Raw genomic sequence first — 22,058 nt, forward strand, 5'->3', positions numbered from 1 at the left:
CCCTAGTCGGTCGAGGCGACAGGCAAAGTGAATGCCACCGTTGCGCCCAACGCCTCGTTGTTTGCGACCCACAGGCGGCCGCCGTGGGCTTCAACGATCGATCGGCAGATCGGCAAACCCATTCCCATGCCGTTGCTTTTCGTCGTAAAAAACGGTTCGAACACGCGCTCGGGATCCTTGAAACCGCTTCCGGTGTCCTCAACCGAGATCCTGACGGTGTCGGGGTGATCGTGGCTGGACATGATCTTCAGCGAACGCAGTGGGTTCGTCGTGTCCATGGCCTGCATGCCATTGCGGATCAAGTTTACCAGGACCTGCTGGACCTGAACCCTATCGAGCGAAACTCTGGGAAGATGCTGGTCCAGGGCCAGGTCGATGCGCGTCGTCGTTGCCGCGATTTCATCTGACATCAGATCAAGAACCTCATGGACAAGCCGGTTTACATCCTCGACCGCCCGTTCCTGCGGCTGATGTTTGAAAAGGGCGCGCATGCGGCTGATGACCTCGACGGTCGCCGCGACGTCCAGGGTAATTCGCTCTGCCGCACGCTTGCCTCGATTAACGTTCGGAGGATCGGCCGAAAGCCAGCGCAGGCACGCGTCAGCGTCCGCGGCGATCGCCGCCAGCGGCTGGTTGACTTCGTGCGCAATCGAGGCGGAAAGCTGCGAAAGATTGGCCGCCTGGGTCGCGCGCGCAAGCTTTTCGGCCGAACGGCGCAAGGCAGCCGTTGTTTGCACTTGATCCTCTATGTCGTGGCAAAGGCCGAACCACTGGACGATGTTGCCGTCCTGGTCGCGCAGGGGCTCCGCGCGGCCAGACATCCAGCGATAGGCGCCGTCCGCTCGAAGCAATCGATATCGCATCGAAAATCGCTCCCCGGTCGCAAGACAGCGGGTTAGCTCGGCATAAACGGCGTCGGCGTCGTCCGGATGGAAAATCGTGTCCATGACGGATGCAATGTCACTGACGTTTGACAGGTCAAGACCCAGATAGTCGGCCATGCGCCTGTTAACGAGCGTCGTTGTGCCGTCAGGTGTCAGGCGCCATAGATTGCTTGGAACCATATCGACCAGCAGGGATAGTTCGACGGAACGGGCACGAAGGCTCTCCTCAGCCTCCTTCTGGTGTTCGATGTCGATGGTTTGCCCATGCCAGACGGCGACACGGCCCTGGGCGTCCCTTGAAGGTCTCCCGGATGCGCGAAACCAGCGAAACTCGCCGTCCGCGCCACGCAGACGGTGAGCGCTGTCGAGCGGCTCGCCCGTTTCCACGCTCCGCCGCCAGGTCGTCGCCACAAAACGTTGATCGTCTTTGTGAATGCGTTCAAGCCATGCGCCGTGGTCTTTCAGGCTGCTGCCGAAGTAGGCGTCCATGCTCCGGTTGCGATAGATGAAACGGCCGGCAGTATCCATCGACCACATGTGGCCGGGTGTGTTGTCGAGAAGATCAAGCGCGAGCTCGGCGATATCGCGAGTATGCTCACGAAAGTGGGCATCTTTCCTCAGTCCATCGTCGTTCGACATCTGTCGCTCCGCAGAAGACGACGGTCAACAAAATGACTGACGCCGAAGCTCGGCGGTGGACCGGCAGCCTTGGTGAAAGAATGGCCGCATTATATCCCGAAGGCCTTCGTTTTCAATCTGACCCACCGTTGGCCGGCGGCCCGTGGTCGAGCGGCGCATAAACGGATGTATAGCTGCCGCACTCGATGCGTTTCCGGCACGATAACAGGCGACCATGTCGGTCAAGAGTGCCAGGCGGAGGATGGAACATCGATGACCCAGCGGTTCAACTACTCCAAGCTTTCCCCCGGCATGGTCAAAGCCATGATGGCGCTCGGCAACGAGATCAAGAATGGCGCGATTGAAGAGAGCATACTGATCCTCGTCGACATGCGGGCGTCCCAGATGAACGGGTGCGCGTTCTGCATCGATATGCACGCCAAGGAAGCGATTATCCACGGCGAGCGGCCGTTGCGCCTCTTCCATATCTCGGCCTGGCGTGAGTCCACGTTGTTCTCGCCACGTGAGCGGGCCGCACTTGCCTGGACGGAAGCGTTGACGAAGCTCGCAGACGGCGGTGTTCCCGATGCAATCTACGACAGCGTGCAGGGTGAACTATCCGAGCAGGAGATATCCGATCTCACGTTCCGGATCATGGCGATCAATGCCTGGAACCGCATCAGTGTCGCTGCCCGCAACGTTCCTGGTTCCGCCGACAAGGTCTACGGGTTGGACAAGGCCGGTCTCTAGATGGATTTTTATCGGGCAATGGCAGGGCTCCTCATGCTTGTCTGCCTTGTGGGCTGTGCCACGCAGCGTGCCGAGCTCCCACCGCAGCCCATCACCACGTCACCGGCGCCACAAAGCTCGCAGGCTGCTCGAACGCCACAAGCTTTAGGGGCTCCCGATCTCCTCTATATCACGAACCGGGAGCCGACAGTCGCGTCCGGCAACAGGCTGTCGTACGGTGCCAAGCGTGCCATATTCTTGAGCTTCGGTTCGGTATCGATCCTCCCAAAACGCAACTCTTCCGCCGGCAAGAGCGAATTTCGCGTCGACGCCGTTTCCGAGACTGGCCGGTTTCCGGCAACGCCTTACGGCGTCGTAACGACTGCGAGCGGGCTACGCCGCACGCCTGATGCCGTCGCGGCACATGAACAGGCTGTCGCATCGCTGCAGGCTGAAATTGCTCGGCGTCTCGCGACAGCCGGACGCAAGGAAGTCGTCGTCTTCGTTCACGGGTACAACAACAGCTTCGACGATGCCGCACTCGCCACGGACGAGATTTGCCGATCGCTGCAAAACCAGTTTGTCTGCATTATCCTGACTTGGCCCGCCGGAGGCACTGGCGGCTCGTTCTTTGGCTACAACATTGACCGCGAGTCGAGCGAGTTTGCGGTCGCGGACTTCAAGAAGGCCGTTCGCGCCATTGCCGAAACGAAGGGTGTAGAGAGGCTGCACCTGCTGGCGCATAGCCGTGGAACCGATGTGCTCGCAAGCGTCATGCAGCAGCTTGCCATCGAAGCCTATGTCAGTCGATCCTCGCTTTGGCAGCGTTACAAGATCGCGAACGCTGTGTTTTTCGCTCCCGATATCGATCTCGATGTAGCGTCGTCCAAATTGTTCGCCTGGGTCTCGGACCCGGACCTTGCCTTCGGGAGCAAATCGACACCAAGCACCTTGCCCTCTCAAGGCTCCCTGCACCTTACGGTCTATTCGTCTCCCAGGGACGAGGCGTTGAAAGCGTCAACGATAATCTCTGGCAGCGTCTTGCGGCTTGGACAGCTTGCCGTCGGCAATCTTCCCAGGGGCAGGAATGAGGCGGCGTCCAAATGGGAAGGGTCGCATATGGGCGGGCTGGTCGATTTCGTCGAATTTTCGGGCGGCGGCGGCTTCATCGGGCACAGCTACTTCTTGTCCGACGCCACCATCAAGACAGACTTGGTTGCGCTCATTCGCGATAGAGCCAAAGCCGGCGATCCCCGACGCCAGCTGGTCGAAATCAAGCGCCCCTTCTGGCGAACGTCGGACGCCTCACAGGCGACGCCATAATTGTCTCAGGAGTTTGGCGGGTCGGTTTCCGTCAAGCAGCGTTCAAGCAGCGTTGCATCGCTCCTTTGCCAACCCCGAAGGCACTGGGTACCTTGTGCTACCGCTGATGCATTCATTCAGCCGTCGCCGAAGATTAGCCTGTGGTGCGGATTCTGGCCGGGTGAGCGGCGCCCGAGCGATCTTGGGGCAAGGGGCTCATGTCCGACTTCGTCAAAAGATTGAGCCGTGTTCTGAAAACCAGTTATCCGAAACTGAGCCTTTACCGCCGCTTACCTGAACGCGCGATTTCTATGGCGCTCTTGCGTTGGGTATGGCGCGACAAAATTGCCCATTGATGTGCTCGCACGAAAGGGCGATGTGAGGGGTATGCATACGGAAACTTTCATCAGGATATCGCGGCTCATCGAGCAAGCACGCTCCCTTACCCGGAGCCGGCTACCCTGATCCTGTAACGCCGCCATAGCCCCCGCCGCTCCGGGAATCCACTGACCAACAGTGCGGTTCATTATTGACGGAGTGTATCTATGCCCGCGTCTCCAGCCCGCCCCGTTTGCATCGCTTGCAACCGGCATCTTCCCCTTTCTGCTCGCCGTTGCCCGTGGTGCAAGACGCACTGCGCTGCCACCCGCCGCAACTCGTGCGCCGTGCGCGAACGGAACGCGCATCCGCCAGTTCTCTGCGCGTTTGGCAGGGGGAGCGGAAAATGAAGGACACCAATAAGAACTATTGCGCCGCTGAGGAGGCTGCCCCGGAAGAGATGCAGCAGGTCGGAGCTCTTCCCTGGCGCATCGCCAAGAATGGCGAGGCAAGGATTTTGCTCGTCACGTCGCGCAGGAGCGGGCGGTGGATCGTGCCCAAGGGATGGCCAATGAAGGGTTTTGCGCCCCGCCAGACCGCGTCGCGGGAAGCGTTGGAGGAGGGCGGTGTCATTGGCGTCCTCTCTAAGGCGCCGGTGACGACCTATCGCTACATGAAACGCCTGGATAACGGCGCAAACGTTGCCTGCCGCGTGGCTGTGTTTGGGCTGAACGTGCGCGGGACACTGGTTGATTGGCGGGAAAAAGCACAAAGGCAGCGGCGTTGGTTTTCGCTCGCCGCGGCGGCGGACAAGCTTGATGACCGCGAACTTTCGGAGTTCGTGCGCACCCTGGATGCCGCGTCTGAATGTTTGGAGCCACCGACCGGCGCAACCGGGAAAAAATCGGCGCTCGACGAGATCCTCATGTTGAGGCGCTAGACAAGTGTCGACGTTCCCGCACCTCGAAAAGTATCGGCGACCAGTTAAGTCCGTCTGCAGCCATAGGGTCAGTCGCGCACGATGAATGCCTGGCGCCACTACCTGCGACGGCAAGAGCGGCGCCAGGAGCCTCCCGGGGTTGATCCCTCAAATGCCGACCTATCCGGCCGAATCCGCATACAGAGAGAATAAGCAATGAGCTTCAGATACAGTCATACTTTGCCGATCAGCGGCGCAAACAAGCTGCCCCGATTCAAGCAGTGGGCCGCCGAGAACATCCCAGGTATCGCCTTGTCCCTGCCTCCGCAGGTCCCGGTCAAGAGTACCGCCTTGACCGTCCGCCTCAGGTCAGTCGAGGATCGCGCGACACTGATGGCGAGGCTTGAAGGCGTGGATCTCGATGACAGGAAGACCCGCTAGTATCCCCTGTTGTCCACCGCGCGACCGGTGAGACGGTCGAACCGGCGATTGGGACACTGATCGCCGGTTCTGTTCGTTGCATGAAAGTGCTAGCGGTGGTCGACCGCGAAAACACTGCTGTGCAAACAAAGCCGAAGGAAAAAGCTTCGGTCCCCGCTCACGTCATCGCCAGGAGACGACGTCATCGATATGGCCGGTCTCTGGCGACGCCCGGCAGCTGAGAGGCGCAGACCAGATGCGCTTGCGCGCAGGTTTGCCACGTTGAGGCGCACTTCTCGTCGATTGGCGCGCCTCGGTAACACTTGATCCTGCCGGTGTCCTTGCTTGCGACAAGCCGGAAGCACCATTCAGCTGTTCGCCAGGGCCGTCGGTGGCACGTTAAGCAGCGCGCCTAAGCCCCACGCCTGCTGCCAGTCGCCTGGCTTGCTCCAGGCACGCCAGCTGCTGATCGGCAAAGCGCTCGGCGCTGATTTCCATGATCAGCGTCGTATCGGGAAGGAAGGTCAGCTCTGAGAAGATGTCATCCCAAGCAATGTCGCCCCAGCCGATCGGCAGATGCAGATCCCCGATGCCGAGCGCGGTTGCTTCCGCCGGATGATAGAAGCGGTTCATGGTATAGGGCAGGCCGAAACTGTCGTGAACATGAAGGTGACCGGTCACCGGGGCCATGGCCCTGAGTTCATCACGGAAATCGAGCCCGCGATGCGTGGCCTCGATATAGGCATGCGAGAAGTCGATGAGTGCGACCACGTTGTCGGAACCGATCGCCCGCACCGTTTCGGCAACCTGGCTCGGGGATTGGCGATACTGGCCGCTTTCCGTCGTGAAGATGTTCTCAAGTGCGATGCGAACGCCGTAGCCTTTGGCAATCTCGGCCATTTCTGCGAGCGCGTCACGTTCCATCTTGTCGAGGTCAGCGGCGTTCTCGCCGGCGGCAAGCTGTGCTGCACCGGAGTGGTGGACGAGGATCCCCGCGCCAAGCCGGTCGCACAACTCGAGCATCGCTCTTACGACCTTCTTCTGCAGATGATGGTGCTGGCGATCCATGAAGTTGGAGACGATCTGGCCGTGCAGCGATAGCTTGTTGAAAGTGTACCTCTTGGTGATCTCGGCGACGCGCTGGACGCGGTCTTCGATGATGCGGCCGCCGCTGACGATCTCTTCGCCATAGATCCCGATCTCGCAGGCGTCAGCGCCCGTCTCTGCAATCTCACGCAGGGAAGCATCAAGGGTCGAAAGGTCACCCTTGCCCGTCCGGTTGCAGAATCCTACGGCGGAAATGATGTCGTTCATCACGGTTCTCCTGATTTATGAAAGTGATCAGACTGCTTGGAGTGTCGGTTGGCTAGCAGAATTGCGGATGGCACGCGGCTCCAGATCGACCTCGATCCTTCGGCCGGTCTCCTTGTCGAAGAGATGCAGGTGCGCGAGCGGCAGTTCCAGGGTGATCCTCTCGCCCGGCCGCACGCGCGTGTGCTCGTCGACTGTGGCCGCGAAGGGATAGCCGTTCAGTTCCGAGTGGATGACGCGGCCGGAGCCGAGCTCCTCGATGAAATCCACCTTGATCGAGACGCCTTCAGGCGCAACGACACATTGTTCGGGGCGGATGCCGACCGTGATCTGTCTTGCGCCCAGTCGGGTGGCCAGGCCTCTTTCGATCGGCATCTTCGTACCGCCGAATGTGAGGCAGGCGTTGTCGACGTCGACCACGGCATCAAAAAGGTTCATTGCCGGAGAGCCGATGAAGGATGCGACGAAGATGCTTGCCGGACGGTGATAGATGTCGAGCGGCTGGCCCACCTGTTCGACCACACCCCTGTTCATCACGACCAGCTTGTCGGCCAGCGTCATTGCTTCGACCTGGTCATGCGTGACGAAGATGGACGTTGCCTGGAGGCGCTGATGCAGTTTGCGGATCTCGGCCCGCATGGTGACGCGGAGTTTGGCGTCCAGGTTCGAAAGCGGTTCGTCGAACAGGAACACGTTCGGCTCGCGAATGATCGCGCGTGCCATCGCGACGCGCTGCCGCTGACCGCCGGAAAGCGCCGCCGGTTTGCGATCGAGATAATCGGAAAGCCCCACGATCTTTGCGGTCTCCTCAATCCGGCGCAGGCGCTCCGCCTTTGCGACGCCCGCCACCTTCAAGGCGTAGCCAATGTTTCCCGCAACGGTCATGTGCGGATAGAGAGCGTAGTTCTGGAAGACCATGGCGCAGCCGCGTTCGCGCGGTTCGAGCCGGTTCACGACCTTCCCGTTGATCGCGATCTCGCCTGAGGTGATCTCCTCCAGCCCGGCGATCATCCGCAGAAGCGTCGATTTCCCGCAGCCGGACGGGCCGAGGATCACGACGAATTCTCCCGACGCAAAGGCGAGGTCGATGCCATGCAGGGTGGGGTTCTTGCCGTAGGATTTACGCACGGCGCGGATTGCGATGTCAGCCATGAGCGCGGACCTCTCTGTTTCTTCTGTTTGGGGAAAGCGGGGTCATTTTTCCGTGGCTACGAGGCCGCGCACGAACCACCGCTGCAGCACGGCGACGACGATGAGCGGTGGCAGCATGATGATCAGCGATCCGGCAAGCGTCACGTTCCAGTCCGGCGTGCCGTTGTCAGCTGGCAGGAGTGCAACCAGCGACATCATCGTGGTCTTGTATTGCGGGTCCGTCACCATCAGGAGGGGCCAGAGATACTGGTTCCAACCGTAGACGAACATGATCGTGGTCAGCGCGAGCATGTTGGTGCGCGACAGCGGCAGCAGCATATCGATGAAGAAGCGGATTGCGCCTGACCCGTCCATGCGCGCAGCCTCCGCCAGTTCGTCCGGCAGGGTCAGATAGAACTGGCGGTAGAGAAAGGTCCCAGTCGCCGTGGCGATCAGCGGCAATGTGAGGCCGGCATAGGAATTGAGAAGGTTCCAGTCGACGGAGAACTCGAAGCCGGTGACGGCGGAAATCAGCAAGCGGATCGGCTGGAACAGGTCGGCGGCGACGGCATAGGTGGGCACCACGCGCACTTCGAGCGGCAGCATCAGGGTGATGAACACCATCCAGAAGAAAAAGCCTTTCAGAGGTGTTCGGAAGAACACGATGGCAAAGGCCGTCAGCGCCGACAGCGCTACCTTGCCGACCGTGACCAGGCTCGCCATGACGAAGCTGTTCAGCATCGCCGTGCCGAGGCTGGCGCGCGACCAGGCAGCACCCATATTCTCGAAGAGGCGATCCTGCGGCACGAAACTGAAGGGTATGGCGTTGACCTTTTGGAAGGTCTGGCTGGCGCCCGACACGATGACGATGAAGGGGCCGATCAAGAGCAGGAAGCCGAAGATCATCACACCATAGGTCAGCGCGTTGGCAAAGGGTGTCCGCTGGATCATGGAAGCCTCACTTGTAATGGACCTGGCGCTCGATGAAGCGAAACTGGATGAAGGTGAAAATCATGATGAGGCCGATGAGCACGAGGCTCTGGGCCGAGGCACCCGAGTAGTTCAGGCCTCGGAACGCCTCCTCGACGATGCGGTAGACCATCACGTCGGTGCCGTGGTTCGGGCCCCCATCGGTCGTGCGTGCGACGATGCCATAGGTATCGGCGCCGACGAAACCCTCGGTCATCATGATCACCAGCAGGAAGAAGAGCGTTGGCGCCAGCAACGGGATCTGGATATCGACCGCGCGGCGGATCGGGCCGCAGCCGTCCATCGCGGCTGCCTCGATCAGGGAGCGCGGGACCGACTGCAGGCCGGCGAGCAGGAAGATGAAGGTGTAGCCCGCCCACTTCCAGGCAAAGACGACGATGACGAGGATGAGCGCGTGGCTGCCGTATTTGGCCGGGTTCCAGAAGTCCGGAAAGGCCGCGTTGACCGAGGCCATCAGTCCGCGCTCGGACGACAGGATGAAACGGAAGGCCATACCGGCCGCCGGTCCCGCAATCGCATAGGGCAGAATGTAGAGGAACCGGAACGGCGCGGAGCCCGGCAATTGCCGGTCGACAGCAAGGGCAAGAACAAGACCGATGAAAATGGTGGCAAGCGTTCCACAAAGCGCGAATGCCAGGCTGACGCCAACGGAGTTCCAATAGAGCGGATCGGCAAAGACTTCCTGGAAGTTGGCGAGGCCGACGAACTCGGCAGCACCGCCGAATGGGGGCTCCAACGTGAAGGCCCATCGCAAAACGGCGACAGCGGGCCAATAAAAAAAGAGCAGGATCAAAATGATCTGCGGCAGGGCGAATAGGCTGGGCAGCCACCAGCTGCGAAAGGCCGCGCGCTTGTCCATATGTCGAAATTCCAATGCGCAAGAAGAGCGATCGGAGCCCACCGATATTATGGCAGGCTCCGGGCGGATCAGATTTTAGTTCAAAGTCTGTCCGGCGTAGGTCTTTTCGAAGCGGCGCAGAACCGCGTTGCCGCGTTCCACCGTCTTGTTGAGTTCGCCCTGTACGTCTGCGTTCTGCATGAAGATTGCTTCAAGGGCGGTTGCGAACTCCTTGCGGATCTGCGTGAAGCCGCCTAGCCGAATACCGCGGGTGTTTTCCGAGGTCGGGGTGAAGGACAGGCTCTGGATGGCGAGTTCGCGGCCCTTATAGGGAGCCTTGTCGTAGAAGCCATTGGCCTTCATGGCGTCGAAGCCGGTCTTGGTCACCGGGATGTAGCCCGTCACCGTCGACCACCACTCGGCCATTTCCGGAGTTGCAAGATAGTTGAGGAAGGCGGCTGCACCCTTGTATTCGGCTTCCGGACGACCGGCGAGCACCCAGAGCGATGCGCCGCCGACCAGCGAGTTCTGACGCTCGGTGCCCTTCCAGACCGGCAACATGGCGACTTCCCATTTCACATTCTCAGGAAGGGTCTTGCCGATCGTGCCGTGGTCGGCGACCGAGGTCTGGATCATCTGGCAGGTCTGGGACGTGAAGGCTGGGACGATGTCCATGCCGAGCTGCTTGGTTTTGACCACGAAGAGCTTCTCGTCAGCCATCTTCTTGAAGAACTTCACGTGGTCGACGAACTTGGTCTTGTTGACGACAAGCTCGGCGTCCAGTCCGTTATAGCCGTTCGCCTTGGTTGCGATCGGCTGGTTGTGGATCGCCGAGAACTGCTCCATCAGCGGCCAAGTGTCGAAGTTGAATGCGAGCGGGCATTCGAAGCCGGCCGTCTTCAGCTTGCGGGCTGCTTCCTCGACCTGCTCCCAGGTGTCCGGCTTGAAGTCGATGCCGGCCTTCTGGAAGGCGTCGACGTTGTAGTAGAACATCGCGGTCGAGGAGTTGAACGGGAAGGAGTTCAGCTCGCCCTTCGCCGTTGCGTAGTAGTTGGCGATGCCGCCGAAATAGTTGTTCCAGTCGATGGTGTAGCCATTGTCGGCCATCAGCTTCTTTGCAGGCACGAAGGCGCCGGACAGCATCATGTCGAGCGTGCCGGCATCATAGATCTGGGTGATCGCCGGCTGCTTCTTGGCGCGGTAGGCGGCAATCGTGTTTTGCAGGGTGGTGTCGTAACCGTTTTGCGAGGTGCAGACGATCTCGAATTCTGACTGGCTCTCGTTGAACTTCTTGCAGGCATCCTGGACGCGTTCGCCAAGATCGCCCGAAAGGCCGTACCAGAACTCGAATTTCGTCTTTTCGGCGGCTGCGGCTGGCGCGCCAAACGCGACGCTAGCCATCAGGCCGAGGAATACGGAGGTAGTGACGGAGACTCTCATTTGCAAAACGCTCCTTGCAGGATGGCGGACACCAGGATCGGTGGCACGATGAAGCCGGGGCGCTTGCTAACAGTTGCGTGTGACAGTCCGTGACAATCTGCATGATGATAAAATGAAAGTTTCGTAACGCTGGCGCGAGACAGGCAGCTCAATCAATCTCCCCGTTTTGCCCTTGATGGTCAAAAGCTGGGCATTCCCCCCGAATTAAGGGCCATGAAAAGGAATGGCCCCGTCGGGGACGACGAGGCCATTGGCTTACCGGGGGCTTCACTTCCGGAGGGATGGTGAAGGCGTCACCCTGATCGGGGGCTCAGGGTTTCCACAAAAACGAAAACGCAGATGCCGAGAGCGGGTTCCATCTTCTCTTCCGAAAAGTCGGGTCAGACCATTGCTATTCCGGAGGAGGCAAGTCGTCGTCGGGGTCGTCTGCATCAAGGATGCTGTCGAGCTCTATTTCCTCGGTCTCGTCGAGATCGTCTTCGTCCTCGTCAAATTCCGGCACGGGCTCGCGCGGTTCGCGCAAATCGCCCTTGCCGAGCGGGCTATCGTCGGGGAAATCGGTCGGCTCGCGTTTGTGTGCTGTCAGCATACTTGCGATGTTCTCGCTGCTGCCGCCTGTTTTAAGCATCACCGTTCTCCTTGCTTGTGCTGTGGCCTGTTTTTGAAAGTCCGTTGCTGCGAGGACAACCGACGCGCACGAGGACCCGGTCAGCGCCGGCAATATCCTCAGCAATACGGCGGACAAAATCGTCGCCACTGCAGTGGCTGACCTGACCCTCTATGACGACGGATGTTCCGAGCACTCTGAAGCAGAGATTTTGCGTATCGAAGGGCGCTTCAGAAGCCAGAGCGTATTTGATCGAAGCGATCAGCCCTGAGACGTCAGCCCCTCCGCTGCCCCGGCAATCGAATTCAGGTCGTATAAAAACCATAGGAAACTCCTTCTCGGAGTCTCAACTCTCCGATGCAGACCTTGTTCCTTGTCGGGTTGCTAATTTATTGATGCCAAAAGAAATGGCCCCGAAAGGCGACTAAGGGCCATGAATGTGTTGCTTGCGCGGGCCGGCAAGATGGAACACAACGGGCCCGCCCTACAAATCGCCCGCGATGAAATCGGTTCCGTTCCCGCTTGATTTTCTCCTCATCGCCGGAAGATGAAGGCCGAGTAGCTCAGTGGAGTGGGCAGGCCTTGCCCTTCCGAATGATGACGCCGGCCGCTTCCTCGAACATCTTTTCCTTGGCATCCAGCATGAACCACCGGTTATGCGCCAGTTCAATCAACGCGTCGGCGACCTCGCGCTCGGTCCAGCCGGCGGCCTCGCCATATTCGGCGACCGATTGGAAAACATCTTCCATTGCCATCTGACAGTCCAGATCTCGATCCGGGTACAAGCCCGTCGATTTCGGCGATACGTATCTTGGATGCTTTGCCATAACGGACCTCCTTGGATCCGCAGTAGAGCGCATTAAGCTATCCTCAAACTTTCGCTAAAACGCGTGCGACTTTCCTATTGTTCCCTGCTCCGCGCCATTCATCGTTCAAGGGTGCTCGCGAAATGGCTGGGCCATCCGACGCTTTTGAAATCACGGGAGCCTTCAAAGCGCGAGGGGACGCAGTCCCATCTATGACTTTCCTCGGGGCCTCCGGCGGGCAGTGGGAGAGTTTTGCCTGAACTTGGCGAGCGAGCGCCTGAGTTTCGCGATGTTCTTGGTGACGTGCTCGATGATGAGCAAATGCTTTTGTCTGCCCAGCGCGATGATGCTTCCGCACCTTTCACAGGGGAGGTGCTCGTCGTCCCTCACTCGGTCGACCGGTGTCCCGTTTTCGTGGCCGCACTCGGGGCACTCGACTTCGATCTCATCGTCAAACATAACGCTCCCTCAATTGAGAGCGGATACCAGCACGACTGAAATTGGGGAGCAATGCTTAGGCACTTACTCAAATTGGGCTACAACTCCGCCGCGAACAGGCAAGAATAGCGACTTTTCACGCCGGTCGAACGATCGTGCCATGGCTTTGGAAACAAGTCCCGCAACTTTGCAGGCCAGGTTGGCCTTTGCCGTCGGGATCTCGCCTTCTGGCTTATTTGTGCGTCCGTTCTAATATTATCAGCTTGGTCGGTCGTGCTGATCGGCAGTGCCTATGGATTGATGACGCCTGCCCGTAGCCAGAGAACCACCGGGCCAGAGGGTTCGCAATTGAAGACCAGAAGGGGCACGCCTGGAAGGTCCGGGAGATTTGATGCTGAGATTTTCGCGCAAGAGTGGGAAAGAACCGGTCAATATGGCCGCCGAATTGCATCCGCTGACCTTGTCACGGGCCACTGCCGAGACTTCGAAGCTGCCAACGCTTGCAGCAATTGCTGCAACGGTGGCGGTGCTCTACATTGCCAGGGACGTCTTCCTTCCCCTGGCGATTGCCATCCTTTTGACGTTTGCTCTTGCACCCGTTGTCTCAAGGCTGCGCCGCGCCGGCTGCCCTCGCGCGGTCGCGGTTACCGGGACTGTGACGATGGCTTTCCTTTTCCTCACTGCATTCGGCGTCATAGTGGCGCTGCAAATCAGCGAGGTCGCGCGGGATGTGCCGAGATACCAGTCAAATATCGTCGAGAAGGTCCGCTCCCTAAAAGAAGCTGGGTCGGACAGCCAGATACTCGATCGATTGAGCCGGGTGATGGAGCGGATCAGCATCGAGCTCAGCCGACCTGAAAAAGATGTGGCTGTGTCGCCCGTGACCGCGCCTGAACCGAAGCCGCTTCTGGTCGAGATATTTTCGCCGCAGCGCCCGGTCGAAATCCTGATGAGCGTCATCAATCCGCTGCTAGGTCCCTTGGCAACCGCTGGCCTCGTCATCGTCGTCGTCATCTTCATGCTGTTCGAGCGGGAGGATCTGCGTGACCGATTCATCCGGCTGGTCGGGTATGGCGATCTTCATCGAACGACCGAGGCGCTCCAAGATGCGGGCGCTCGGGTGGGCCAGTACTTGCTCATGCAGCTTGTCGTCAACATCACTTATGGGGTGCCGCTCGCGATTGGCCTTTGGTTCTTAGGGATTCCAAACGCACTTTTGTGGGGGATGCTCGCGATCGTGCTGCGCTTCGTGCCCTATATCGGCCCGGTGATTGCTGCTGCCTTGCCTCTGTTTCTCGCGTTCGCAGCAGCTCCGGGCTGGAGCTTGGTGGTTCTGACGCTTGGGCTCTTCATTGCCCTTGAACTTGTAAGCAACAACGTTGTCGAGCCCTGGCTATATGGGTCTCGCACAGGACTGTCTCCCCTTGCGATCATTGTAGCTGCCATCTTCTGGGCCTGGCTCTGGGGCCCGGTTGGACTGGTACTGTCGACCCCGCTCACCGTCTGCCTGGTTGTGCTTGGCCGCCACGTCCGCCAGTTCGAATTCCTCGAAATTCTGTTGGGCAATGAGCCCGTCCTCAATCCAAAGGAGCGCCTTTACCAACGGTTGCTGGCGGGAGACCCGGACGAAGCAACGGATAATGCAGAGGAGATGCTTGAGGGAATGTACCTCGTCGAATTTTACGACACGGTTGCCATTCCCGCGCTGCTTCTGGCCGAAAGTGACCGTATGCGTGGTGCCTTGACGGAAGAGCAAGGAGCACGGGTTGCCGAAAGTGCAGGTACACTGGTTGCCAACCTCGAGGAGATCGCGGTTGAAGAGGAAGACGAAGACAAAAGCGAAGATCCCGACCGCGACACCGATGAAAAAGAGAACGATTATGAACTCCCTCCCGGTGAAGGGCGATCCGTGCTTTGCCTAGGAGGGCGAAGTGCGCTCGACGACGTCACGGCAATGATGCTCCTGCAGGTTCTGCGGGTACAAGGCGCGGACGTCAATTACTTCAGCCATGAAGCTCTCAGGCCGCAAAAAATCAAGGAGCTGCCGATCGAAGGTCGGCATGCGATCGTTCTCACTGCTCTCGATCGAGAATCCATGCGCCACGCCAAATTCCTTGTCCGTCGCCTGAAGCGACTGGCTCCTGGAGCGCGGGTCGGCATAGTCCTATGGCAAGACGTGGACGAACACGAAGCCGCGAAGTTCCTCGTTGAGGAAACGCAGGCGGACTTTGTCGTTTCTGCGATCACGGACGCCATCCGGGAGGCGCTATCGACGGAACCACCGCAACCCTTCAAGTCGGCACATCCGGGGAGCGCCGGTCGTGCGGCGGTGCGAGGGCCGGCCCATGACGCTTAGGGCAGCCCCGGTGAGCCAATTCGTCGGACGGATCCAAGTCGAGTGCTATTCGTCTGGAAATGCTTCCCCCGAAAGGCGACGAAGCACGGGTACGTGCTAAACAGATTGTTCAGCCGGCACCTTGAGAGACACTAGGCAGCCAAAGTCCTTCAGCCCCTGGCCACCCGACTGCTGGAATGTCGCATTTTCTATCGAACTCGCCCACGGGCGCCTTTCGTACGCACTTCTTCAGCGCGCGAAATTCTAGTCCACCGGCCTGTGCACGGTCAGTTTCATCATCAGCGATTGCGACCGTCGGGACGGCCAGCGCTGTGAGGACGAGAAAGATCCTCACCATGTTCGCTCCTTCGAAATTAAGTAGATTCTAAGTCTACAGTAGTGGGAGCCACTCGGTCTTTAATCATTCCGAACTAGTACGGACGGATATTTACGAGCAGTCAGGATGATCCATTTTTCCATGCGGGCAGTTTGGAGTAATCATACGATCAGGAAGCTCCCTTTTAGGCCAACAACCGTCGTTTGTTGATCTCATCTGCTTTCCGACGTCGATTGACTACATGCTCCGGCAGGATCATTCTTGATGTTCCCGTCGCGGCCTTTTGGGGCCGCTCCGATGAAGTGACGGCAACGGTTGCGCGCTGTGGCTGTCAAACGCTCGGCTCGGGATCGGAGTGGTGGAGCTGCTTCATGAATTCCCTTCGTGCCGCTGTCGTGCTCTTGCTCTTTTTTGTGGGCTCCCCCGTCTGGGCCGAAAAGCGCGTCGCGCTGGTCATTGGGAACTCCGCCTATAGACACGCACCTCAGCTCGCGAACCCGCAGAATGATGCCGCCGACATGGCGTCGAAATTGACAGCACTGGGCTTCGTGGTGGTAACGGGTCGGGACCTCGATTTGACGGGAATGCGGGGAGTGATCCGAGAGTTCGTCGGCAAGGTCGAAGGCGCAGACGTGGCGCTTTTTTTCTATGCCGGTCACGGGCTGCAGGTGAACGGTGGCAATTATATCATCCCGATCGACGCGCAATTGAAATCGAACAATGATCTAGACTTCGAGGCGCTGCCGATCGAACTCGTGCTTGCTGCCATGGAGCGCAACGCCAAGGTCAATCTGGTTTTCCTCGACGCTTGCCGTGACAATCCGCTCGCTACGACTTTGGCCCGGTCGCTCGGAACGCGGTCCGTGGTCGTCGGTCGAGGCCTGGCCAAACTCGATACTGGTGTGGGGTCGCTGATTGCGTTCGCCACGCAGCCGGGAAACGTCGCCCTTGACGGCGCCGGTCGAAACTCCCCGTTTACGTCGGCCTTGCTTCAACACCTCGGCACACCCGGGCAGAGCATAACGGATGACCTGATTGCTGTGCGTCGCGCCGTGTTGCAGGTCACCGGCGGTAAGCAGATTCCCTGGGATAGTTCCTCACTGACGGGCCCGGTTGTGCTGAACCCGGCGAAAATCCCCGAGACGCCAACGAACTCGGCGGTGGTCACATCGGACACCGACAGAAGTGTGGAGCTTTCCTTTTGGAATTCCATCAAGGACGCGACCGAGAGGAACTTTTTTGAAGCCTACCTTCAGCAATACCCAAGCGGCGCCTTCGTCACGCTTGCGAAACTGAAAATCGCAGCGATTGAAGCGCGGGATAAGGAACGGGAGACGGCTGAACTGGGGCAGGGCGACCTCAAGCGTGCCGCCCTGCCGAAGGTCACCGGCGTGCCACCCGAACTTGCTAAACTTGAGCAGACCACACCAGGCTTGAAGGGATCAAGCGATCCGACCAGCCAAATGAGTGCCGGCGAGCTCACACTGATCACCCAAAGGGAACTGGTGCGTGTCGGATGCCTTGAGCAGGTGGACGGCAAATGGGGTAGCGGCAGTCAGAAGGCGCTGCAAGCCTATGCCGAACGCAAGGGGATCAAGCTTGCCTCGCTCACCCCCACCGAGGAGCTCGTGAATAGTCTGAAGGCGGCCGGTGGCCGTGTCTGCCCCCTCGTCTGTGGCAACGGAATGGAAGTTCGCGGAAATCGTTGCGTGGCGGCTGGTTTGAGCGTGTTCAATGGCGTGTGGAAGCTAACGAGGCACGCTACGACGGACTGCGGTGACTGGCGTGAGCTTTCAACGTCCATCCTCGTAAATGACGGCGTTGTATCCTCCAGCTCGGGGCTTTCGGGGAAAGTCGCGAGGAATGGGACTATTAATATGACCCTCACATTCGTCCATAAAGGCCGCAAGGGCGGCAACATCCTCACCGGCATGATAAAGAACGACAAAGGGAAAGGCAGGTTCAAGGGGACCGGGGCGGGCAGCGGTTGCTCAGGAACTGTCACGATGAGCAGGATGTAGTCTGAAACTCCCCGGCATGGGCTCTTGCGATCGATCGCCCTCAGACGCTTCCCTCGACGCCGTGGACATGAATGCCTGGAGATCGACGGCTTGCTTATTCACGGTGGAATGCCCACGGACAACTTGTCTGCGCTCTGAACCAACGCTGCAGCTCCTGTCATCCAATGTGCTCGATACCAAGCGCAATGTGGGGCATCATCAACTGCAACGGGTTCGATCTAAGCTCGCGCCACTCGTCTTTCCAATAGACCGATAGATAAGCGGCTTGACCAAATCCCTCTGACGGCCTATTAGGGAACGATCGTTTCCTAATAGGCCGTCAGATGAATTCCGAAAGACACTCCCATCGCTCCGTCGGGCGCCCCCGCGAGTTCGACATGACCCAAGCTCTGGATGCGGCGATCCGCATATTTTCGGAGAGGGGCTATCACGGAACCTCCATCGCAGAACTGAAAGCCGAAATGGGACTGACTGCCGGCAGCCTATACAAGGCGTTTCAGGACAAGCGTGACGTCTTCGTCGCTGCCTACGACCGCTATAAGCAGGTCCGAGCTGACCTTCTGGAACAGGCATTGTCTTCAGCCTCCACCGGTCGCGAAAAGGTTGCCTGCGTCGTCAGTTTCTATGCCATGTCCGCCTGTGGTGAGACCGGCAGGCGTGGATGCCTGGCCATCGGTGCCGCCGTGGAACTGGTTCTGTCCGATGCCGAGATCGCCGCCAGGGTCGCAGGACACAATCGCAAGCTCGTCACGCGGCTCGAAGGTTTCATTCGCGATGGCCAGTTAGATGGTTCAATTCGCCATGACGCCGATCCCGCGAGTACCGCGCTTGCGCTATTTTCCTATCTGCAGGGCGTGCGTATCGCCGGCAAGACCGGAGAGCTGGAGAACCAGCTGCTCCCTTCCGGTGAAGCAATCTTGCGCATTCTCGACTGATCAACCCGCCCGCCTCCTTTCTCCCAAGGCACATTCCATGACAACTCCAGCTTCCCTCGCCCAGTCGCAGCGCCCGGCCGGACTCTCCGCCGGCATGACTTTTCTGATGGCCGCCGCGTGCGGCCTGATTGCCGCCAACCTCTATTATACCCAGCCACTCGCCGGGCCGATCGCACTCGACATCGGCCTACCGGCTGAGGCAACAGGCTTGATCGTAACCGTGACCCAGATCGGCTACGGCCTTGGGTTGCTGCTCCTCGTGCCACTGGGTGATCTCCTGGAAAATCGTCGGTTGATTGTGACCATGATCAGCCTGGTTACTCTTGCCCTGATCGCGGCCGGGCTCTCCACCACACCTGGACCCTTTCTCACCGCTTCGCTCGCCATCGGGCTTGGCTCGGTTGCTGTCCAGATGATCGTGCCGTTCGCTGCCAACCTTGCACCGGATGCCGTTCGGGGTCGCGTCGTTGGCAATATCATGAGCGGTTTGATGGTTGGGATCATGATGGCGCGGCCGATTGCCGGATTAATTGCCGGCGTCAGCTCCTGGCATACCGTGTTTTATGTTTCCGCGATCGTTATGGTCGGGCTTGGAGCCCTTCTATGGACGCAATTGCCGACCCGCATGCCTGCGGCGGGTCGATTGAGCTACGGCCAGCTGCTCAAGTCGATGGCCCAGCTTCTCGCGACGCAGCCGGTCCTGCAGCGGCGCGCCGCCTATCAGGCCTGTCAGTTCGCCGCATTTAGCCTCTTCTGGACCGTGACGCCGCTTTATCTTGCCGGGCCCAGCTTTGGGTTGGGTCATAATGGCATTGCGCTTTTCGCCCTGGCCGGTGTTGCGGGCGCAATTGCTTCGCCCATCGCTGGGCGCCTTTCTGACAAGGGATTGGTGCGGCCGGCAACGGCATTCGGCCTTGTCAGTGTCGCGGCCGCTTTTCTGATGACGCAAATCTCTGAAGGTTCGACCTTTGCGCTCACATTTTTAACGCTTGCTGCAATCCTGCTCGACTTCGGCGTCACCATGACGTTGGTGACGGGGCAGCGCTCGATTTACGAACTCGGCGCGGACTTGCGCAGCCGGCTCAACGGCTTGTTCATGGCAATCTTCTTCACCGGCGGCGCCATTGGCTCTGCCCTGGGTGCCTGGGCATTTGCCTCTGGTGGATGGTGGCTCGCCTCCATGATCGGCCTCGCACTGCCCGCCACAGCGTTCGCCATCTTCCTAACCGAGACCCGGTCAGAACGATGCTCGGAGAGTTGAGCGAGTTCGGCATCGCATCCGTCATCGATGTACGCCTCCGCGCGATGTGACGGGGAGGCGGTCTCTTCCTGGTGCGGCCCACAGTCTTCTTTCGAGGTCTCTGTGCCCCGACCCTGTTGGTCATAAGCGCGCGGATAAAGCATCTGTCCGCCCATGTGGCTCAGCGATGATCGTCAACGATCGCCGCTGAGCCGGCCAATGGCGCTGTACGGAGAGCGGAGATCTCGAAACAGACCGCTCGTTCGAGCTGCCAAGGTCCGCCTAGATATCTCCACAGATCCAGGCCCTCCAGCCTCAACGATCGTGGTTTGAAATCGTGTGTCAGTTGCCGGTGCAAGGTGTCTGCGGCTGACCGCGAAACCCTGTTCTGGACGGTGATATGCGGCTGCCACCTCTGCATGTCCTGACCGCCCAGCCATGGCATGAAAGCGCGCTTTAGTTCTGCATAAAGGTCTTCAAGCTCAAGACTTCTGATCGTGAACGCCACACCCGCGCCGAGATGGCGAACACTGGCTGCCTGCGCGCGGATCTGGTCACGCTTGGTGGCCGCGGCCTGCAATTCTCCAACGATCCGCTCGAGGTGTTCGCCCGGTAGCCGATGAAACATCGTGAGGTGAGCGCGGAGGAAGTTTCGCTCCGACGGGAAATGCGCGTTTCGAAGGCGATCGAAGATCTCAAGATCGATCTCCGCGATCCGGGCTGTGAGGATAAGCGGTTTGCGTGTCTTCAAGGCAATTCCTGTCGATGTTGAGTAGAGTACTTCACCAAGGCAGATCACCGCGTTCGCCGAGCGCCACCCTGGTGCCGCCCTTCATTCGGCGCATGCGCGAGGCACAGTTCCAGTCATAGCAAGGTTTGCTGCACTGGCTCGTCGGCAGCGGTAGGTTCGAATTCACCGCGCCTTTGCAACTCGGTCTGGGCGCTGAAGCGGATGTCGCTATCTCTATCGCGAAGAAATTCGGTGAGCGTCTCCGTACTAAGGCGATCCCAGCCCTTCCCACGATCAGGCCCGGAGGGCACGCGCGGCAACAAGCCCGGCTCGGCACTCCACGCCAGCAACTGATCGAGCGATGCAGCGTTCAACAGATCGCGCAGATGATGGGCCGTCACGTAGGCATCCGGCATGCCTCGATGGGCCGGAAGACCTATCTCGTGAACGAGCCCTTCCGGCATACGCTGGTAGCGGAGCATCTGGTTGGAAAATCGTGGCAGATCGGGCCAAATCCGTAGGGCGCACTTCCAGGTACAGATCCAGGGCAAGCCGCCGGTGAGACGAGGCGTGCAATACCGTTGTTCGAAGGCTGCACGATGTGCGGCCAACGCGTCGATCCCGCCGTGCGGATGCAACACTTCTGGCGCCACATTTTTCCAGTAGGGCGCGCCGGCGACTTGCTCGTCGAGAATATGATGGATGGCCATCGTGTCGGGCGAAATCGGCCGCCCCGGATTGACCATCAATGCGCCGCGTTCGTCGTTGACGACCCACCGTCCATTGTCTTCAAGGACCACGTCCTGCCACCCGATTTCGCAGACGTCGTTCGGTCCGTTGCCGGCCGTTTCCAGATCGATGACGCGAACGCGGGATGTCGACAATGCCTGCTGTCCTTCGTCCTACTGCGGCCACCATGCTTTCGATGCGAGCCGGCCACTACGGCTTTCTCTCCTCCACCATCAAGGCAGCGGTGCTCAATTATCTAGTGCCGCAAGGTCATGCCTGCCACTTCGAATGACGTTGTGCAAAGTCGAACTTCTATCCCTCACGAGCCATACCTCGTTGTCCAAGGACTGAAACCGTCAGGGTTGTGGAAAATTCGCCACTGTATCCACGGAAGACCGCAAGAGGACGTCGCTCCTCAGACCACGTTTCACCTGCCGCGGCGTCAGACGCTCTTTCGCGTGACGAAGCGTGTTTCCAGATAGGCCTCGATCGCTTCGGATCCGCCCTCGGTGCCGTAGCCGGAATCCTTGATGCCGCCGAAGGGGACTTCGGGGAGCGCCAGGCCCAGATGGTTGATCGAAATCATTCCGCTTTCGACCTCGCTTGCCAGGCGGTGGGCGCTGCGCTCCGATCCGGTAAAGGCATAGGCCGCAAGACCGAAGGGCAGGCGATTGGCCTCGTTGATCGCCTCGTCGAGATCATGGAAGCGATTGATGATCGAGACCGGACCGAACGGCTCGTCGTTCATGATCCGGGCGGAAAGCGGCACGTCCGCCAGAACCGTCGGCTCGAAGAAGTAGCCGCGGTTGCCGATGCGATGGCCGCCGGTCGCCAATCGGGCACCATGCTCGACCGCGTCGGCAACCAGGCTTTCGATCGCCGGGATGCGCCGCTCGTTGGCAAGCGGCCCCATGTCGACGCCGGCTTCGAGACCGTTGCCGACCTTGATCGTCTTCGAGGCGGCGACGAAGCCGTCGAGG

General features: G+C 59.6%; 22 protein-coding genes. 11 read left to right on the forward strand and 11 right to left on the reverse strand.

The window, feature by feature from the left end; genetic code table 11:
- Positions 1 to 2: 2 nt before the first annotated feature.
- Positions 3 to 1,523, reverse strand: coding sequence for a PAS domain-containing sensor histidine kinase (locus tag IB263_RS28275; protein ID WP_192439325.1), 1,521 nt, complete (start codon positions 1,521 to 1,523; stop codon positions 3 to 5).
- A 252-nt stretch (positions 1,524 to 1,775) separates the two neighbouring features.
- Between IB263_RS28275 and IB263_RS28280 the strand changes: the two genes are divergently transcribed.
- The 5 genes from IB263_RS28280 to IB263_RS28300 all read left to right on the forward strand — a co-directional run bounded on the left by IB263_RS28280 (position 1,776) and on the right by IB263_RS28300 (position 5,211).
- Positions 1,776 to 2,252, forward strand: coding sequence for a carboxymuconolactone decarboxylase family protein (locus tag IB263_RS28280; protein ID WP_192439326.1), 477 nt, complete (start codon positions 1,776 to 1,778; stop codon positions 2,250 to 2,252).
- Between the two features lie 18 nt (positions 2,253 to 2,270).
- Positions 2,271 to 3,554 carry an alpha/beta hydrolase gene (locus IB263_RS28285; protein WP_246811101.1) on the forward strand — a complete coding sequence of 428 codons (1,284 nt, stop codon included), beginning with the start codon at positions 2,271 to 2,273 and terminating at the stop codon, positions 3,552 to 3,554.
- A gap of 197 nt (positions 3,555 to 3,751) precedes the next feature.
- On the forward strand, positions 3,752 to 3,889 hold the full coding sequence (locus IB263_RS28290; protein ID WP_162727226.1) for a hypothetical protein: 138 nt from the start codon (positions 3,752 to 3,754) through the stop codon (positions 3,887 to 3,889).
- Positions 3,890 to 4,257: 368 nt separating this feature from the next.
- Positions 4,258 to 4,791: an NUDIX hydrolase gene (locus IB263_RS28295; protein WP_192439328.1), complete on the forward strand. Its 534-nt coding sequence runs from the start codon at positions 4,258 to 4,260 to the stop codon at positions 4,789 to 4,791.
- Between the two features lie 195 nt (positions 4,792 to 4,986).
- Entirely contained in the window at positions 4,987 to 5,211 is a 225-nt protein-coding gene (locus tag IB263_RS28300) for a hypothetical protein (RefSeq protein WP_060521203.1), read from the forward strand.
- A gap of 378 nt (positions 5,212 to 5,589) precedes the next feature.
- Here IB263_RS28300 and IB263_RS28305 read toward each other — a convergent pair whose 3' ends face one another.
- From IB263_RS28305 to IB263_RS28335, 7 genes are all read right to left on the reverse strand, one after another.
- Positions 5,590 to 6,504: a sugar phosphate isomerase/epimerase gene (locus tag IB263_RS28305; RefSeq protein WP_112975054.1), complete on the reverse strand. Its 915-nt coding sequence runs from the start codon at positions 6,502 to 6,504 to the stop codon at positions 5,590 to 5,592.
- A 27-nt stretch (positions 6,505 to 6,531) separates the two neighbouring features.
- Positions 6,532 to 7,653 (reverse strand): sn-glycerol-3-phosphate import ATP-binding protein UgpC, encoded by a 1,122-nt coding sequence (locus IB263_RS28310; protein WP_060521201.1) that lies wholly within the window; start codon positions 7,651 to 7,653, stop codon positions 6,532 to 6,534.
- Positions 7,654 to 7,695: 42 nt separating this feature from the next.
- On the reverse strand, positions 7,696 to 8,583 hold the full coding sequence (locus IB263_RS28315; RefSeq protein WP_192439329.1) for an ABC transporter permease subunit: 888 nt from the start codon (positions 8,581 to 8,583) through the stop codon (positions 7,696 to 7,698).
- A gap of 7 nt (positions 8,584 to 8,590) precedes the next feature.
- Positions 8,591 to 9,481, reverse strand: a complete 891-nt coding sequence (locus IB263_RS28320; protein ID WP_192439330.1) for a carbohydrate ABC transporter permease — start codon at positions 9,479 to 9,481, stop codon at positions 8,591 to 8,593.
- A gap of 75 nt (positions 9,482 to 9,556) precedes the next feature.
- Entirely contained in the window at positions 9,557 to 10,900 is a 1,344-nt protein-coding gene (locus tag IB263_RS28325) for an extracellular solute-binding protein (protein ID WP_192439331.1), read from the reverse strand.
- Between the two features lie 391 nt (positions 10,901 to 11,291).
- Positions 11,292 to 11,657, reverse strand: coding sequence for a hypothetical protein (locus tag IB263_RS28330; protein ID WP_192439332.1), 366 nt, complete (start codon positions 11,655 to 11,657; stop codon positions 11,292 to 11,294).
- A gap of 413 nt (positions 11,658 to 12,070) precedes the next feature.
- Entirely contained in the window at positions 12,071 to 12,334 is a 264-nt protein-coding gene (locus tag IB263_RS28335) for a hypothetical protein (protein ID WP_192439333.1), read from the reverse strand.
- A gap of 231 nt (positions 12,335 to 12,565) precedes the next feature.
- Between IB263_RS28335 and IB263_RS28340 the strand changes: the two genes are divergently transcribed.
- The 5 genes from IB263_RS28340 (at position 12,566) to IB263_RS28360 (ending at position 19,640) form a co-directional block, all read left to right on the forward strand.
- Positions 12,566 to 12,811 (forward strand): hypothetical protein, encoded by a 246-nt coding sequence (locus tag IB263_RS28340; protein WP_192439334.1) that lies wholly within the window; start codon positions 12,566 to 12,568, stop codon positions 12,809 to 12,811.
- 331 nt (positions 12,812 to 13,142) lie between these two features.
- On the forward strand, positions 13,143 to 15,107 hold the full coding sequence (locus IB263_RS28345) for an AI-2E family transporter (RefSeq protein ID WP_192439335.1): 1,965 nt from the start codon (positions 13,143 to 13,145) through the stop codon (positions 15,105 to 15,107).
- Positions 15,108 to 15,794: 687 nt separating this feature from the next.
- Positions 15,795 to 17,444, forward strand: coding sequence for a caspase domain-containing protein (locus tag IB263_RS28350; RefSeq protein WP_089045327.1), 1,650 nt, complete (start codon positions 15,795 to 15,797; stop codon positions 17,442 to 17,444).
- 323 nt (positions 17,445 to 17,767) lie between these two features.
- Positions 17,768 to 18,379: a TetR/AcrR family transcriptional regulator gene (locus IB263_RS28355; protein WP_110819049.1), complete on the forward strand. Its 612-nt coding sequence runs from the start codon at positions 17,768 to 17,770 to the stop codon at positions 18,377 to 18,379.
- A 37-nt stretch (positions 18,380 to 18,416) separates the two neighbouring features.
- Entirely contained in the window at positions 18,417 to 19,640 is a 1,224-nt protein-coding gene (locus IB263_RS28360; RefSeq protein ID WP_034791853.1) for an MFS transporter, read from the forward strand.
- 160 nt (positions 19,641 to 19,800) lie between these two features.
- On the opposite strand, the gene IB263_RS28365 is transcribed toward IB263_RS28360, so the two are convergent.
- Entirely contained in the window at positions 19,801 to 20,370 is a 570-nt protein-coding gene (locus IB263_RS28365; RefSeq protein WP_110819050.1) for a 2'-5' RNA ligase family protein, read from the reverse strand.
- Between the two features lie 113 nt (positions 20,371 to 20,483).
- Positions 20,484 to 21,233, reverse strand: coding sequence for an exonuclease domain-containing protein (locus IB263_RS28370; RefSeq protein ID WP_060521192.1), 750 nt, complete (start codon positions 21,231 to 21,233; stop codon positions 20,484 to 20,486).
- On the opposite strand from IB263_RS28370, the gene IB263_RS28375 reads away from it, so the two are divergent.
- A complete protein-coding gene (locus tag IB263_RS28375; protein WP_156623649.1) occupies positions 21,233 to 21,370 on the forward strand; it encodes a hypothetical protein in 138 nt (45 codons plus the stop codon). The two genes, IB263_RS28370 and IB263_RS28375, sit on opposite strands and share 1 nt — an antisense overlap.
- A 150-nt stretch (positions 21,371 to 21,520) precedes the next feature.
- On the opposite strand, the gene IB263_RS28380 is transcribed toward IB263_RS28375, so the two are convergent.
- The coding region (locus IB263_RS28380) for an aldehyde dehydrogenase family protein (protein WP_192439336.1) at positions 21,521 to 22,058 on the reverse strand (538 nt) is incomplete at its 5' end.

The sequence above is a fragment of the Ensifer sp. ENS03 genome (assembly GCF_014852035.1).
GTDB lineage: Bacteria > Pseudomonadota > Alphaproteobacteria > Rhizobiales > Rhizobiaceae > Ensifer > Ensifer adhaerens.

Bases quoted from the DNA above. Each gene is read 5' to 3' on its own strand.
- IB263_RS28305 (WP_112975054.1), bottom strand. From the start codon at position 6,504: ATGAACGACATCATTTCCGCCGTAGGATTCTGCAACCGGACGGGCAAG.
- IB263_RS28350 (WP_089045327.1), top strand. From the start codon at position 15,795: ATGAATTCCCTTCGTGCCGCTGTCGTGCTCTTGCTCTTTTTTGTGGGC.
- IB263_RS28290 (WP_162727226.1), top strand. From the start codon at position 3,752: ATGTCCGACTTCGTCAAAAGATTGAGCCGTGTTCTGAAAACCAGTTAT.
- IB263_RS28345 (WP_192439335.1), top strand. From the start codon at position 13,143: ATGCTGAGATTTTCGCGCAAGAGTGGGAAAGAACCGGTCAATATGGCC.
- IB263_RS28285 (WP_246811101.1), top strand. From the start codon at position 2,271: ATGGCAGGGCTCCTCATGCTTGTCTGCCTTGTGGGCTGTGCCACGCAG.
- IB263_RS28335 (WP_192439333.1), bottom strand. From the start codon at position 12,334: ATGGCAAAGCATCCAAGATACGTATCGCCGAAATCGACGGGCTTGTAC.
- IB263_RS28275 (WP_192439325.1), bottom strand. From the start codon at position 1,523: ATGTCGAACGACGATGGACTGAGGAAAGATGCCCACTTTCGTGAGCAT.
- IB263_RS28325 (WP_192439331.1), bottom strand. From the start codon at position 10,900: ATGAGAGTCTCCGTCACTACCTCCGTATTCCTCGGCCTGATGGCTAGC.
- IB263_RS28310 (WP_060521201.1), bottom strand. From the start codon at position 7,653: ATGGCTGACATCGCAATCCGCGCCGTGCGTAAATCCTACGGCAAGAAC.
- IB263_RS28355 (WP_110819049.1), top strand. From the start codon at position 17,768: ATGAATTCCGAAAGACACTCCCATCGCTCCGTCGGGCGCCCCCGCGAG.
- IB263_RS28300 (WP_060521203.1), top strand. From the start codon at position 4,987: ATGAGCTTCAGATACAGTCATACTTTGCCGATCAGCGGCGCAAACAAG.
- IB263_RS28315 (WP_192439329.1), bottom strand. From the start codon at position 8,583: ATGATCCAGCGGACACCCTTTGCCAACGCGCTGACCTATGGTGTGATG.
- IB263_RS28320 (WP_192439330.1), bottom strand. From the start codon at position 9,481: ATGGACAAGCGCGCGGCCTTTCGCAGCTGGTGGCTGCCCAGCCTATTC.
- IB263_RS28360 (WP_034791853.1), top strand. From the start codon at position 18,417: ATGACAACTCCAGCTTCCCTCGCCCAGTCGCAGCGCCCGGCCGGACTC.
- IB263_RS28375 (WP_156623649.1), top strand. From the start codon at position 21,233: ATGCCTGCTGTCCTTCGTCCTACTGCGGCCACCATGCTTTCGATGCGA.
- IB263_RS28280 (WP_192439326.1), top strand. From the start codon at position 1,776: ATGACCCAGCGGTTCAACTACTCCAAGCTTTCCCCCGGCATGGTCAAA.
- IB263_RS28295 (WP_192439328.1), top strand. From the start codon at position 4,258: ATGAAGGACACCAATAAGAACTATTGCGCCGCTGAGGAGGCTGCCCCG.